This is a genomic window from Paenibacillus sp. JCM 9796 (assembly GCF_055379675.1).
Genome location: NZ_AP043723.1, coordinates 3928014 through 3941986 on the forward strand (window position 1 = coordinate 3928014; position 13973 = coordinate 3941986).

Below are 13973 nucleotides of genomic sequence, written 5' to 3' on the forward strand. Positions count from 1 at the left end.
AAAGAAAGCAATCGTGCGTAAGGAGGGAAGCATATTTGAGGATATACAAAATATTTTTTTTGAATCATCTCTCCTGCTATATCAACAGCTTGGCAGATACGTTATGCCAAATGGGCCATCAAGTATATTACCAATCTTCGTGGGATATGAGAGAGATTGAAGCGGGAATTGATTATTATAAGCCGGATCTGTTAATTACCGTAGGCATCGACAAACCGGTATTCAATCCTGCCCTGAACGTCATACCGGCTTTGTGTGAAAAATACGGACTGCTGCACATTTATTGGGCGACGGAAGACAAAATCCATTTCGACGCCATATCGCTGCCGTTTGTTCAACGCATCAAGCCGGACATCGTCTGGACCATTCATCCGGAATGCGTACCCAAATACCGCGAGCTGGGAATGGGCTCGGAATATTTCAATTTTGCTCTTAATCCGCGCTTGTTTCCTCCTAAACCGGAAAGCGCCGAAGAAGTATACGATGTCTCTTTTGTCGGCACGACACATTTGGAAACCCGAACCTTCCGATACGATAGTCTGAAGCAATTATTATTTCCGCTTATTCCGACCGAAGTGGAAATCAACGTTTGGGGAAACAACTGGTTGGAGAGCAGGGAATTTCAAGTAAAGGAATTCGGCGCTTCCGTACCGCTTCATCGTTATCATGGTTTTTTGCCGTACAAGGACACGGCGGACATTTATCACAAAAGCAAAATTATGCTCGGCGTTCAGAACGCCCAAGATCAAGTCACGCAGCGCACATTTGAAATTTTAGGCACCGGCGCCTTTATGATAGCCAGCCGAACGGAAGAATTGGAGAGTCTGTTTGAGGATAAGAAAGAACTCGTTCTCAGTTCCGGCGAGGAAGAAACCGTAGAGCTTGTGCGCTATTATTTGAGTCGTCCGGAAGAACGGATGCTCATTGGCAAGCAGGCGCGGGAGAAAGTCATGGCTAACCATACGTTTGCTCATCGGATGGAGAACGTTTGGCCCGCGATTCATGAATCTTTAATGGAAAAAAGGAGAGTTCGTCGATGATTGAATTAGTTCCGCTGGTGCGTCAATTTCAGTCCATGAAGCAGGACATCTTGCAAGCGATGGCCGATACCATCGATTCGGGTAAATTTATTCTCGGCCCGAACGTTCAACGTCTGGAGAGCGATATCTCCGCTTATTTGGAAGTGTCTGACGCGATCGGCGTTGCTAACGGGACGGACGCTCTGGTACTTACGCTGGATGCTTACGGGATCGGGCCCGGTGACGAGGTCATCACGACTCCCTTTACGTTCTTCGCTTCGGCAGAGGCCGTTTCCCGTGTCGGCGCTACCCCCGTGTTCGCCGATATTGATCCGCAAACTTATAACATTGATCCGGCCCGTATCGAAGAAAAAATAACGCCGGCAACTAAGGCCATTATTCCCGTTCACTTATTCGGACAGCCTGCAGATATGGACGAAATGATGAGCATCGCGAACAAGCGCGGATTAGTGGTGATCGAAGACGCATGTCAAGCGTTCGGAGCCGAATATAAGGGAAGACGCGTGGGCAGCATCGGTCACGCGGCATGTTTTTCCTTCTTTCCAACCAAAAACTTGGGTACGATCGGCGACGGGGGCCTGATTACGACTTCTGATAAAGAGGTAGCGCAGCGAATCCGCCGGCTCCGTCAGCATGGCAGCAATAAAAAATATTATCATAGCGAGATCGGCTATAACAGCCGGTTGGATGAGCTTCATGCCGCCATCGTCCAGCTTGCTTTATCGAAGATCGATTCGTGGAATAAGGAACGGATGCGTCTGGCAGTCCGTTACCGGGAAGCGTTCAAGGATCTTCCGTATTTGCGCGTAGGCCCGGAACCGCAGGACCGGTCGCACATCTACCATTTATTTTGCATACAGTCCGAACACCGGGATCAACTGCAGGAAGCGCTGACTCGCAAGGATATACAGAGCGGCGTTTATTACCCGCGTCCGCTTCACCTTCAAGAAGCCTATGCGTCTCTCCATTACGGACCCGGTGCATATCCCGTATCGGAACGATTGTCGGAGCAGCTGCTCGCTTTGCCGATGAGCCCCTTCCTTTTAGAGAGCGAGCAAGACCAGGTAATCGACGTATTAATCGGCTTAAAAGGAGAATTAAAGCCATGATGGGGTTTGGTATAATCGGCTGTGGACGAATATCCGACAGGCATATCGCTTCGCTTGCCAAATGCGATCGCGCCCGACTGGCAGCCCTTTGCGACGTTCGGGTGGAACGCATGGATGAAATTGAACAGGAGTATAGGAAGCTCTCGGGTTCGAAATCGGAGGTAGCCAAATATCAGGACCTTGCCGAACTGCTGCAGGATGCAAGCGTTCAAACGGTCATCATCGCCACTCCTTCCGCGCTGCACGCCGAATTGGCCAAAGCGGCGATTGCGAAGGGAAAGCACGTCATTCTTGAGAAGCCGATGGCCCTTTCCCTTCGCGATGCGGATGAGATCGTGAAGCATGCGGAGCTGCATCAGGTTTGTGTGCACATGTGCCACCAATTGAGGTATAAGCCGATCATGAAGCGGTTGAAGCAGCTCATAGATGCCGGGGCTATGGGCACTCTTTATCTGGGCGTTATCTCCATGAGGCTGCAAAGATCGCAGGCCTATTACGAAGCGGCCCCGTGGAGAGGAACATGGGATCAAGACGGCGGCATGCTGCTCAACCAGGGCATCCACCTCGTCGATCTGATGCAGTGGTTCATGGGGGATTACAACCAGGTGTTTGGCAGTATGCTCCGCGGTCCATTGCCCAAGCAAACGGAGGACGTTGCTGCCGGAATCGTTAAATTTAACAATGGCGCAATCGGCATCATTGAAGCGAACACCTTGACTTACCCGAGCAATTATGACAACAGCATCACGCTCTTCGGAAATAAAGGAACGGTATGTATCGGAGGAATCGGGCTCAACGAGATACGCAAATGGTCGTTTGACGATCCAACGCTCGAAGCTCCAGCCGGGAGCAACGATTCGGATGAGCACCTTCTCATGTACGAACAGTTTATTCAAGCCGAGGAAGGAAACGCAAACGCCATGGTCATTCATGCCTCCGAAGGGAAGAAGGCGCTCGAGCTCATATTTGCGTTGTACGATTCCGTTCGAACGCAACAAGCCGTACAGGTACCCTTAACCTCATTTTCTACAGGGATGATGGCGAATGAGGGATGGCAATGAAAAATACCTTTGGTCATGTGCTCGTGACAGGAGGAGCAGGCTTTATCGGATCTCGGCTTCTGCGCAAGCTGCTTCCGATTTCGCAAAGCGTGACGGTGATTGACGACTGTTCAACGAGCAGGCGGGAGAACCTTCCCGTCTCGGAACGGCTGACGTTCATTGAAGCTTCCTATGTGGATGAACAGCTGTTGGAGCGGGTATTGCCCCGAACCACTCATATTTATCACTTGGCTTGCAGGAATTTGGTCAAGTCCGCGCAAAATATGGACGACGATTTGCACGTCAATTTATATGGAGGATACTTGCTGTTGAAAAAAGCGAAGGAAGCCTGCCCGCACTTGCAGCGTTTCGTGTATACGTCGACAGCATCGGTTTACGGGAATGCCGACGTTCTTCCAACACCCGAGAGCTGTTACCAGACGTCGGTTCCTTATGCAGCCAGCAAATTTTCCATGGAGCATTATTGTCAAGTTTTTCACCATATGTATCAAATGCCCATATCGGTTCTCCGGTTGTCTAACGTCTACGGGCCCGGTCAATTAACGACGAACCCTTACTGCGGGGTGGTGGCCAAATTTTTCGAGGCGGCCGCTCAGGGTCAGCCCTTCATGATCTATGGCGACGGTACGCAAACGCGGGATTACACGTACGCCGATGATGCCATTGATGCGCTTCTGACTGCAGGGCTTCATACAGGCGCTATAGGAAGGGTGTTTAATGTCGGAACGGGAGAGGAGACGAGCGTGAACCGGTTGGCCGAAATCATATCGGACATAAGCGGCTTGTCCTCCCCGCAGCTGGTCTATCATCCGAAGCGGGCCGTGGATGTCGTTTACCGTCGCTGTCTGGATGCCGATTATCTGCGCCGTACCTTAGGCTGGGTGCCTAAGACCGGATTGGCCGAGGGTCTGCGAAAGACAAAAGAGTGGATAAAAAGGGGGAACCGTTCCGAATGAAAATCTTTCACGGAACGATTGAGATTGCCGGGCAAATGGGGATTCTGAGCGGAGAGCAAAAAAAAAGAGGACATTTGGCTGCAGGCTACAACATCTTTCATTCCTATTTGGGCTACAAGGATCATCTCGTGAATACGAACCCGGATGAAATTCAAAAGACGCATAAGCACATCGTAAATTTCTTTGATCAGTTTCATTTCCATTACGCGACCAGTCTTCTTCCCGATTATCAGGATCTCGAGATCATTAAGCATAAAGGCAAAAAAATGATCATGCATCATTGGGGAAACGACATCCGATTTCATGATAAGGCACGAGTTCATAATCCGTATGTGTATACGGGCGATTCTCCGGCAAATGAAGTGATACACCACCGATTGACCCGAATCAGCCGGTATGTGGACGAAGCGATCGTACAAGATTATGAGGTTTACGCCTATGCCCAGCCTTATTATAAGAAAGTTCATGTCGTGCCGATCTCCATCGATCTTACGCCAATCGTTCCGTTTTACCCTAAGAACGATGTCAAGAGGCCGCTCATTCTTCATGCGCCGACAAACCCCGAATTCAAAGGGACGATGGCCATCGAAGCGGCGATTCAGGAACTGCAGAAATCGTATAGCTTTGAATATCGGCGTATTCAGCACTTGAATCATGAAGAGGCGATTCGGCTTTACCGGGAGGCCGACCTGATCGTCGACCAGATTCGCTGCGGCTCCTACGGCTTGCTTAGCGTTGAAGCGATGGCGCTGGGGAAACCGGTTATTGCCTATATTCGGAACGATATCGTCGCTCAGTTTCCTTCTCAGCTGCCGATTATGAATGCGAACCCGGATAATGTGCTCACAGCTATTCAGTCATTTCTCGAGAACCCCGCGCTTCGAGTGGAGAGGGGCTTGCAAGGGCGGGAGTATGCAGAAAAATATCATGCCAAGGAAGTTGTGGTCGATAGGCTGGAGCAGATTTATGATAACCTGCCTTCTTAATGGAGGGAAATGGAGGATTAACAGTGGACTCCCTAGAGAAATCCATGTTTTTTATTCCTAATCGCTTATTTGTCCAGGACAACGAGATGTACGTTTCCTTTAATATAGCGGGAATCCCCTCGGATATGGAAGTCACCTCGATGATCTTGTACGTCCCTTTACCTGAGGTGAGCTCGGAGGTGCGTCTCGATTTGCACGAAATCGTCGCAGCGTGGGATGAGCAATCGGTTACGCATGTCCGTCCTGTCTATACGCAAGCAAGAAGCAAAGGTTATTTTTGTTCCGAAACGAAGGAAGGCAGCTTTGCGCTGGAACATCTTGCTCATCCTTGGCGCAGTCACAGCTTGGAAAACCATGGGGTATATGTGCGTGTACACAGCCTTGATCCGGTATTGTTGTCCGAAGAACACCCGCCCTACCTCATCGTAAAAACAGTTTAATACGAGATCAGCATGCAAAAGAGCCGCCGGATGGCGGCTCTTTGCGATGCGAGAAAATCAGTAGCTAATGCCGGGGTAATTGATTTTCTGATATAGACCTTTAACAAACAAATAGAGCTGGATATAACCTGCGAGATCATTCCTATAGATCGATTCCAGCGTCTGATTCTGAAATTGATACACAAGGAACGATTCGTTCATATAGCTGTTTTGATCTTCCAAGCCCCGATTAAAGTAGTCGAGATGATGCGTATCGTTATACATCAAGCCTTTGCCCCAGGTCACCTGGATGCCTGTTTTGAAATATTTGGCAAATAAGCAAGCATTGTTTATCCAACCGGCATCAAAGCTGGAATTTCCACTATAGTTGGAGTGCAGGGCTGTCACGTGGAACCCCAATACCTGCCAATCGATAAGGCCGCCGGAGCCATAATTGGGCAGCCACATACTAAGAAGCTTCTTCGCATGGATGGCAGCGTTAATCCATTTCACAAGCATTTCATCATCGCCGTCAATCACTTCCCTTTGCCATAAAAATCCTCTTAATTCCAGCTTATCGTGAAGATGAGAATGTTCCCGCCAACGGTCCAGCAGCTGATCCAGCCACCATTGGATAGCGGTTAGACGGTCGATGTCCGACTCGAAATCAAGATTACGCCCTTGAACGACGCCGAAGCTTCTCTGGAAGGGATGGGGATAAGGAAAAGAAATCCAAACATCCATTTTGTCGTTTCCGGATAAACGATGCAGGGCATGCAAATTTGCTTCAGGGGCAAACAAAGCATCAATCCAGTTCAGCCAATCCGTCATGTCCGAAGGCTCGGCAAAGCCGATAAACAACGGATGGATGGAATGACTTTCCCGGGCCTGGTATCCATTGAAAATAAACCCTTTAAACATGCTGTCGATCGGTTGTCCGTTTAGTATATAACCTGTGTAGTACTTCAGCTGCTCGTCACTCCATTTGAGCGGGGTGCCGTTTAAGAAATCTCCGCATGGAATCATGCATACCTGATTGCGTAAGTCGTAAGCGCTCGGCGATAAGTATCCGCTTGAGGATGTTGGAACCATCTTTTCACTCCTAATTTTATAAGGTTTGTATTGATATTAAATAGTATGTTTCTAAAAATGTTGATGACCTACACAACAAACCATTTTTTACGAGAGTACAGGCGATTATTGTTAGACTTGAATAAATTCTAGTATTGATTATTTATCCATAACTTCGTGAAGGAGGCAACATATGATCATTGTTCATGCGCCGACAGAGATAGCGGGGCAGATGAGGGCGTTGGTAAGCGGCTTAAGGCAAGCTGGGTATAAGGCAAACGGATACAATTGGTTCCAATCCTACTTGAATTATATCGGCAGCGTGATCAATACGGATGCCTATGAATTAATTAAACTGATAGACCCGCTGGTGAACTATGTAGATTTGTTTCATTTTCATAACGGCAACACCTTTGTCGCCAATAACTATGATGTGCCGCTTATTCACGAGAGAGGGAAGAAAATGGTGATGCATCATTGGGGGAATGACGTCCGGACGGTCAAGGGCGCCTTAATGATGAATCCTTATCCCATTCCCCCCAGCTATATGACGGATGAAACGATACACGAGAACCTGACATTTTTAAGTAAATATATGAAACACGCGATTGTGCAGGACTACGAGATATATCCGTATGTCACGGATTATTACGAACATGTTCATGTGCTTCCTCTCGTTTGTGACTACCAGAAATTTCCTTATGTTTATCCATCGCCGGATAATCTCAATCCGGTTATTATTCACGCTCCTACGAATAGGGAATTTAAAGGATCGTACTATATTGAGAAGGCGGTAGGGGAACTGAAGCTAACCCATAACTTCACCTACTTTGCCGTAGAAAACATGAGCCACCAGCAAGCGATGAAGTCGTATTTGAACGCCGATATTATCGTGGATCAAATTTTATGCGGCACCTACGGCATGCTTAGCGTCGAAGCGATGGCCATGGGAAAAGTGGTTGTAGCTTACGTAAGGGAAGATGTCAAAAGCAAATTTCCTCCGGATCTGCCGATCGTGGTAGCCAATCCCGACACGATTCGCGATGTGCTCCTTCATCTTCTTCATAACCCTGAACTTCGCCATAGTATCGGAAAAGCAAGCCGGGCTTATGTCGAGAAATATCACAGCGTAGAACATGTAATCCCCAAGCTGCTTGAGATTTATTCGAAAATCCAGTAAGCGCCGTTGGAAATTGTCCGGCATGCGCATCCAGATGAGGATTGAAAAGGAGACAATATTCATGGATCAAGGACAGCAAATTAGTTATGGGAAAAACGTAACGACCGGCCTTCATGTTGTCATCGAACCGGATGTCACGATAGGGGACGATGTAACGATCGGAAACCATGTGGTCATTAAAAGCGGTACGCAAATCGGCAGCGGCGTTCAAATCGGCGATTTGTCCGTACTCGGAAAGGGCCCTGCGTCCAACAAAAAAATGGCGCTGAAGCCGGCTGCAGACCTGCCTCCGCTTCTCATTGGCGATGATGTGAAAATCGGCTGCGGAGTCGTCATCTATGCCGGGGTAGCCTTGGAGAACGATGTTCTTGTCGGGGATATGGCCAGTATTCGAGAACGCGTTACGGTTGGGGAGAGCAGCATTATTGGTCGAAATGTCATTGTCGAACCGAAGACGACGATAGGGAAACGTGTCACCGTCCAAACCTCATCTTACATTACAAGCGACATGATTATTGAGGATGATGTATTTATCGGTCCCTGCTGCTCGACCGCCAATGATAAATATATGGGACGGGGCAACTATCATCACCAAGGCCCCATTATTAAACAACGGGCGAGAATCGGAAATAACGCCACGTTACTACCGGGTATCACAATCGGCGAAGAGGCCATAGTAGGTGCGGGAGCGGTCATTACCAAGGATGTTCCATCCGGGCAAACCTACGTCGGTAATCCCGGCAGACCTATAAAATAATTTAACAAGGAGGTAGTTTCGTGCCCAGCAGCATAGATCGTCCGTTTCAAAAAATAGCAGTAATCGGTCAAGGATATGTAGGGCTTCCGTTGGCCCTTCTGTTTGTAAATAAAGGTCATACCGTTTATGGCGTTGATGTGGACCCGAAAAAAATTGAAGGGCTGCGCCAGGGTGTCAGCTACTTGCCTGATGTCCAAGACGAAGAATTGCGATGGAGCCTGGCGACAGAGCGGTATCATCCTACCGATCGTTATGAGAAAGTCGCAGAGGCCGATGCGATTATTATTTGTGTCCCCACACCTCTTAACGCTTCCCATTCCCCCGATCTTACGATATTAGAGAAGGCCGTTGTAGAAATCGGCAAGTTTTTGCACAAAGGCCAGATGGTCATTCTGGAGAGCTCCACGTATCCGGGAACGACGCGGGAAGTTCTGCAGCCCTTGCTGGAGAAGGAAAGCGGCTTGACAGCCGGCATCGACTTCCACATCGGTTACTCGCCGGAACGAATCGATCCCGGAAACAAAGACTATAAAGTGGAGCAAATACCAAAAATAGTAAGCGGACTAACCGCTACCTGTGTAGAATGTGCCCAAGCCCTGTATAGCAGCGTCTTTGATAAGGTTGTGAGAGTCTCTTCTCCGGATGTAGCGGAGCTTACGAAGCTCTTGGAAAATTCCCATCGTCTAATCAACATCAGCTTCATGAACGAAATAGCGGCAATTTGCGATAAGATGAACATCGATGTATGGGAAGTAATCGAGGCGGCCCAAACGAAGCCGTTCGGATTTACCGCTTATTATCCCGGTCCGGGAATCGGCGGACATTGTATTCCGGTAGATCCGTTGTATTTACAGTGGAAGGCCCAGAAGTTCGGTACCGAAAGCAAGTTCATCCAGCTATCCGATGAAATCAACCGCTCCATCCCGTCCTACATCATGAACCGTGTGAAGGCTATACTTGCCAAGCAGTCCGCACCGGAGCATGCCAGCATTCTTCTTTATGGCGTCGCTTATAAAAAAGATATTAACGACGTCCGGGAATCGCCGGCGCTTGACCTCATTCACTTGCTTGCGGAAGCGGAATTCCCGGTCTCCTATCATGATCCGTTTATTCCTGAAATTCAAGTGAACGGTCAGCGCTATACGAGTGTCGAAATCGATGAGGATACGCTTCGCAGCGCAGACTGTGTCATTATTTTTACGGACCATTCCGTCATTCCGCTCGACCAAATCATCGAGCATGCGCCGCTTGTGTTTGATACCCGAAACGCTACGGCCGGTGTGCAGGATAAGCATCATGTGTACCGCATGGGAGCGGGGAAATAACGATGCTCCCGGATGAAGCCGCTAATGGCGCAAACCCCCCCGCCCTGTTGGCGGGTCTTTTTTTTGAGCATCTTTTTTGGGAAAATGAGGGACTTTTTTATATTGACTGTAAAAAGTTATCGATATATTTTAGAAATAACCAATAAAATAAACAAATCTTCAACCAAAGTCGACTTTAAGGAGTGGTCGCAACGTGAATATGCCTCGGGTAACTCTTGAAGTGCTTCAGGCGATTCGACGCAGCCGGAAGCCGGTATCCAAAGCGGAACTTGTCCGGCTAACCAACTATAGCCTGGCAACCATCACGGAACATACCGAAATCTTGCTTCGAAATCATTTGGCGCTGGAATCAGACAGAGGCCCCTCCACAGGCGGACGCAAGCCGCAGCTTCTATCCTTTAACGCTGAAGCGGGCTATATCGCGGCTATCGATCTGGAATCCACGCATGCGGGAGTCGGCATAACAGACCTGAACTGCAATATTCTGATATCCGAATCGTCTAACGATATCGATGTGGCCGCAGGACCGGCGGCGGTGCTTGAGCAAATCAAAGATTTGGTTCTTGCCTTGCTCCGGAACAAAGGGATTGAACGATCCCAGGTCAAAGGAATTGGAATGGGTTTGCCGGGTCCGGTTGAGTACAGTCGGGGCCTGCCGGCATCGCTATCCATTATGCCCGGATGGGATCGGTATCCGATCCGCGAATTTTGGGCGCAGCACTTTGAATGTCCCTTATACGTAGACAACAATGTACATACGATGGCTCTCGGGGAGCAAATGCTTGAGCAGGACAGCAAGGTCGATAATTTAATCTTCTTGAAGATTGGCAACGGCATTGGAGCCGGCATCATCTGTAACGGGCACATTTATCGAGGCTCCACGGAGTGTGCAGGGAATGTCGGACATATCAATATCGGCCATGACTTTCTTTGCTATTGCGGAAACCGGGGATGTTTGGAAGCGCTTGCCGGAGGGAGGGCCATCGCCGCAAGAGCCGAGCAGATGGCGCGGGACGGTCAAAGTGAATTATTAGCTGCGATCCTTGCCGAGAAGAAAAAGCTAACCTTGGCGGATGTCAGGAAGGCGGTGGAAGAATCGGACCCGGTTGCCGTAGAGCTTATGCGGGAAGGCGGCACGGCTATCGGGAATGTGCTGGCGAGTTTGGTTAATTTTTTTAATCCGGCCCTGGTGTTGATCGGCGGCGGGGTATCGCAGGTAGGCGATGTGCTGTTAGCCTCGATCAGGCAGGCGGTTTATCAACGGTCCTTGCCGTTAACGACTCGCAACCTGTCCATTCAGCATTCTTTATTAGGGGAGCAAGCAGGCATTGTAGGAGCAGCAGTATTAACGTTCAATGAAATTATGCATATGCCGTTTGTTAACAGAGAACTGACCTTTACTTACAAGTGAACATTGGATTACACACATTCAATCAATTGTAACCGGTTACATCCCATGATACAGACATTGTGGAAAATAAAGGGTGGTGTCTTGTGGTGAATAAACAGGTCGATGATGTTCAAGGAACCCCGTTCTTGGAAATGCGAAATATTTCAAAGAGTTACTCCGGCGTTAAAGTGTTACATAACGTCAATTTGAAGATGAATTCCGGCGAAATCCTGGCTCTCGTCGGAGAGAATGGGGCCGGTAAATCGACGTTAATCAAAATTCTCTCCGGCGCCATTAAAGCCGATACCGGCGAAATATTCATGAGCGGCCGGCAAGTGGAATTTCATACCCCTCTCGATGCCGAGAAAAACGAGATTGTAACCGTGTATCAAGAGCTTAATTTATTTCCTCATCTTTCCGTTACCGAAAACCTATTCTTTACCAGTTATCACCAGACGAAAGGCTTCATCAATTGGAGAGCGCTGCAAGAGGAAGCGCAGCGGTTCCTTAGCGAGTTCGGCGTGCATTTGCCGGTTGAGAAGCCTGTCTCCGCGCTTAGTATAGCCGAGAAGCAAATGCTTGAAATCGCCAAAGCGCTTTACCGGAATGCGCGTGTTATGATCTTGGACGAACCGACTGCCGTCCTGGGCGGAGAAGATGTGGATAGGCTGCTTCACATTGTGCGGATGCTGAAGGAGCGCGGCGTCTGCGTCATCTTCATCTCCCACAGATTGAATGAAATATTCGGCTTGGCGGACCGGTATTTAGTCTTGAAGGACGGGCAGCAGATCGACGCAGGCAGCATGGAAGAGACGAATCCCGACGATTTGGTCGGGAAGATGGTGGGACGTCATATCAGCAGTGCCCCCGCGGGCAGGTCGGGCCATGAGAAAAGTCGGGAGCTGCTGCGGGTCGAAGGGCTGTCCCGAAGAGGGGTCCTTAAGGATATCCATTTCTCCCTTTACGAAGGGGAGGTTCTAGGAATTGCAGGTCTAAGAGGGGCAGGCCGAACCGAGCTGGCCAGAGCGATATTCGGAGCAGATCCGATAGACGCCGGCAAAATATTCGTTCGCGGGCGCGAGATCAAAATCGCCTCCCCGAGAATAGCGGTCGATAACGGGATTGGCCTGGTTCCCGAAGACCGCGGGAGCCAGGGATTGTTCAAAAATCTTTCCGCGCTGCAAAATATGTTCATGGCCTGTTCAAAGCCGAAATGGATACACCGCCGCAAAGAACGAATCGTTGCCAACCGCTATGTGGAATCGCTGCAGATCAAATTGCCGGGATTGGGGATTCTCGTCGGGAGTTTATCCGGCGGCAACCAGCAGAAGATCGTTCTGGCCAAGTGGCTGGAAACAGGCATCGGCATTCTCCTCCTGGATGAGCCGACCAGAGGGATAGATATCGGGAGCAAGGCACAAATATATAAAGTCGTCCGGGAGCTTTGCGAGCAGGGCATGGGTGTGATTTTAATATCGTCCGAGCTGCCTGAAATTTTAGAAAATAGCCATCGCGTTCTTGTCATGCATAAAGGACAGATCGCCGGAGAATTGGATCGACAGTCCGCTTCCGAGGAAACGATTATGAAATATGCCGTAGGAGGGATGACACAGTGAAAAGCGAAGCGAATCATCAGGTGAATCATGAAAGCGCAGTTGTACCCAAGAGCCATGCAGGCAGCGGTAAGATGGTCTTCCAAGTGATGCAAAATTATCAGGTGACTCTCCTTCTTTTTATCGTCATGTTTATTCTCACCGCCATCCTGGCGCCGGAATTTTATAACTTGCAGAACATGATCAATGTGGCGCGTCAGGCTTCCATAACCGGCGTAGTGGCTGTCGGCATGACCTTTGTCATCCTGACGGGCGGTATCGATCTTTCCGTAGGCGCCATTCTCGCTGTCGTCGGGGTTACATTCGCCACGATGATCAAGCAAGGGATTCCCGTAACGGGAGCCATCCTGATCGCGCTGATCATCGGCGTATGCGGTGGCCTGATTAACGGAATCGGGGCCACGTTTCTAGGCATTCAACCGTTCATTATGACGCTTGCGACGATGGCGGCAGGCAATGGCGTTGCGCTGCTTCTGACCAAAGGAACGCCTATCGACTTCAAGGCTAACAGCGCCATGATCGAGCTGCTTGGCAACGGCAAAATAGCGGGCATACCCGGGCCGGTTCTGCTTTTTATACTAAGCGCGGTACTCGCCGGAATCGTTCTGCGTTATTTGCCATTCGGCAGATTTGTCTACGGGATTGGCGGAAGCTTGGAGGCGGCGCGTCTTTCCGGCGTGAGAACGACCCGGATCCTGCTTGCAGTTTATGCGGTTAGCGGTTTGTCGGCAGCGCTCGCCGGATTAATGACGACCGCCAGGCTGTATGTCGGCCATCCGACAGCGGGCAGCTTCATTATGCTGGACAGCATAGCTGCCGTTGTCATCGGCGGCACCAGTTTAATGGGCGGGCGCGGGAGTGTCGCAGGCACGGTTGCCGGGGTTCTTTTATTAGCCATGGTTGCGAATCTTCTGAATCTGCTGGGCGTCTCTCCTTTCAATCAGCAAATAGCGAAAGGGGTCATTATTGTAGTCGCCGTATTGTTTACAACCCAGGGCTTGAAGCAGCGGATCAAACAGCAGTGGTCGGGTCTTTAATAAGGGCTTTGATTACATAAAGGGGGGAT

13 protein-coding genes are annotated in these 13973 nt (G+C 49.5%); 12 read left to right on the forward strand and 1 reads right to left on the reverse strand.

The annotated features are described in order from the left end of the window. The first annotated feature begins 35 nt into the window (after window positions 1–35). The 6 genes from ACZ439_RS19030 to ACZ439_RS19055 are packed head-to-tail and all read left to right on the forward strand — an operon-like array spanning window position 36 to window position 5592. Window positions 36–1040, forward strand: a complete 1005-nt coding sequence (locus ACZ439_RS19030; RefSeq protein ID WP_201318135.1) for a CgeB family protein — start codon at window positions 36–38, stop codon at window positions 1038–1040. Further along, the gene (locus tag ACZ439_RS19035; RefSeq protein ID WP_127604782.1) at window positions 1037–2149 is read left to right on the forward strand and encodes a DegT/DnrJ/EryC1/StrS family aminotransferase; all 1113 of its coding nucleotides are present in this window, start codon (window positions 1037–1039) and stop codon (window positions 2147–2149) included. The genes ACZ439_RS19030 and ACZ439_RS19035 overlap by 4 nt, the downstream gene beginning before the upstream one ends. Continuing rightward, window positions 2146–3210: a Gfo/Idh/MocA family protein gene (locus ACZ439_RS19040; protein WP_054796394.1), complete on the forward strand. Its 1065-nt coding sequence runs from the start codon at window positions 2146–2148 to the stop codon at window positions 3208–3210. Before ACZ439_RS19035 ends, ACZ439_RS19040 begins: the two co-directional genes overlap by 4 nt. Then, window positions 3207–4166 carry an NAD-dependent epimerase/dehydratase family protein gene (locus tag ACZ439_RS19045; RefSeq protein ID WP_464620043.1) on the forward strand — a complete coding sequence of 320 codons (960 nt, stop codon included), beginning with the start codon at window positions 3207–3209 and terminating at the stop codon, window positions 4164–4166. Before ACZ439_RS19040 ends, ACZ439_RS19045 begins: the two co-directional genes overlap by 4 nt. Then, window positions 4163–5152, forward strand: a complete 990-nt coding sequence (locus ACZ439_RS19050) for a glycosyltransferase (RefSeq protein WP_464620044.1) — start codon at window positions 4163–4165, stop codon at window positions 5150–5152. The genes ACZ439_RS19045 and ACZ439_RS19050 overlap by 4 nt, the downstream gene beginning before the upstream one ends. A 23-nt stretch (window positions 5153–5175) precedes the next feature. Then, window positions 5176–5592, forward strand: a complete 417-nt coding sequence (locus ACZ439_RS19055; protein ID WP_127604774.1) for a hypothetical protein — start codon at window positions 5176–5178, stop codon at window positions 5590–5592. A gap of 57 nt (window positions 5593–5649) precedes the next feature. Here ACZ439_RS19055 and ACZ439_RS19060 read toward each other — a convergent pair whose 3' ends face one another. Next, a complete protein-coding gene (locus ACZ439_RS19060) occupies window positions 5650–6663 on the reverse strand; it encodes a DUF4855 domain-containing protein (RefSeq protein WP_054796390.1) in 1014 nt (337 codons plus the stop codon). A gap of 172 nt (window positions 6664–6835) precedes the next feature. On the opposite strand from ACZ439_RS19060, the gene ACZ439_RS19065 reads away from it, so the two are divergent. The 6 genes from ACZ439_RS19065 to ACZ439_RS19090 all read left to right on the forward strand — a co-directional run bounded on the left by ACZ439_RS19065 (window position 6836) and on the right by ACZ439_RS19090 (window position 13944). Continuing rightward, window positions 6836–7822, forward strand: coding sequence for a glycosyltransferase (locus tag ACZ439_RS19065; protein WP_054799199.1), 987 nt, complete (start codon window positions 6836–6838; stop codon window positions 7820–7822). A 61-nt stretch (window positions 7823–7883) separates the two neighbouring features. Beyond that, on the forward strand, window positions 7884–8579 hold the full coding sequence (locus tag ACZ439_RS19070; protein ID WP_141335627.1) for a DapH/DapD/GlmU-related protein: 696 nt from the start codon (window positions 7884–7886) through the stop codon (window positions 8577–8579). 20 nt (window positions 8580–8599) lie between these two features. Then, on the forward strand, window positions 8600–9904 hold the full coding sequence (locus ACZ439_RS19075; protein ID WP_464620045.1) for a nucleotide sugar dehydrogenase: 1305 nt from the start codon (window positions 8600–8602) through the stop codon (window positions 9902–9904). Window positions 9905–10103: 199 nt separating this feature from the next. Further along, on the forward strand, window positions 10104–11315 hold the full coding sequence (locus ACZ439_RS19080; RefSeq protein WP_230876088.1) for an ROK family protein: 1212 nt from the start codon (window positions 10104–10106) through the stop codon (window positions 11313–11315). A gap of 86 nt (window positions 11316–11401) precedes the next feature. After that, on the forward strand, window positions 11402–12910 hold the full coding sequence (locus ACZ439_RS19085; protein WP_219996653.1) for a sugar ABC transporter ATP-binding protein: 1509 nt from the start codon (window positions 11402–11404) through the stop codon (window positions 12908–12910). Next, window positions 12907–13944, forward strand: a complete 1038-nt coding sequence (locus tag ACZ439_RS19090; RefSeq protein WP_054796384.1) for an ABC transporter permease — start codon at window positions 12907–12909, stop codon at window positions 13942–13944. Before ACZ439_RS19085 ends, ACZ439_RS19090 begins: the two co-directional genes overlap by 4 nt. The last annotated feature ends 29 nt before the right edge of the window (window positions 13945–13973 follow it).

Excerpts from the sequence above, each read along its gene's own strand:
- ACZ439_RS19060 (WP_054796390.1), bottom strand. The coding sequence starts at position 6,663 with ATGGTTCCAACATCCTCAAGCGGATACTTATCGCCGAGCGCTTACGAC.
- ACZ439_RS19035 (WP_127604782.1), top strand. The coding sequence starts at position 1,037 with ATGATTGAATTAGTTCCGCTGGTGCGTCAATTTCAGTCCATGAAGCAG.
- ACZ439_RS19050 (WP_464620044.1), top strand. The coding sequence starts at position 4,163 with ATGAAAATCTTTCACGGAACGATTGAGATTGCCGGGCAAATGGGGATT.
- ACZ439_RS19065 (WP_054799199.1), top strand. The coding sequence starts at position 6,836 with ATGATCATTGTTCATGCGCCGACAGAGATAGCGGGGCAGATGAGGGCG.
- ACZ439_RS19045 (WP_464620043.1), top strand. The coding sequence starts at position 3,207 with ATGAAAAATACCTTTGGTCATGTGCTCGTGACAGGAGGAGCAGGCTTT.
- ACZ439_RS19070 (WP_141335627.1), top strand. The coding sequence starts at position 7,884 with ATGGATCAAGGACAGCAAATTAGTTATGGGAAAAACGTAACGACCGGC.
- ACZ439_RS19040 (WP_054796394.1), top strand. The coding sequence starts at position 2,146 with ATGATGGGGTTTGGTATAATCGGCTGTGGACGAATATCCGACAGGCAT.
- ACZ439_RS19080 (WP_230876088.1), top strand. The coding sequence starts at position 10,104 with ATGCCTCGGGTAACTCTTGAAGTGCTTCAGGCGATTCGACGCAGCCGG.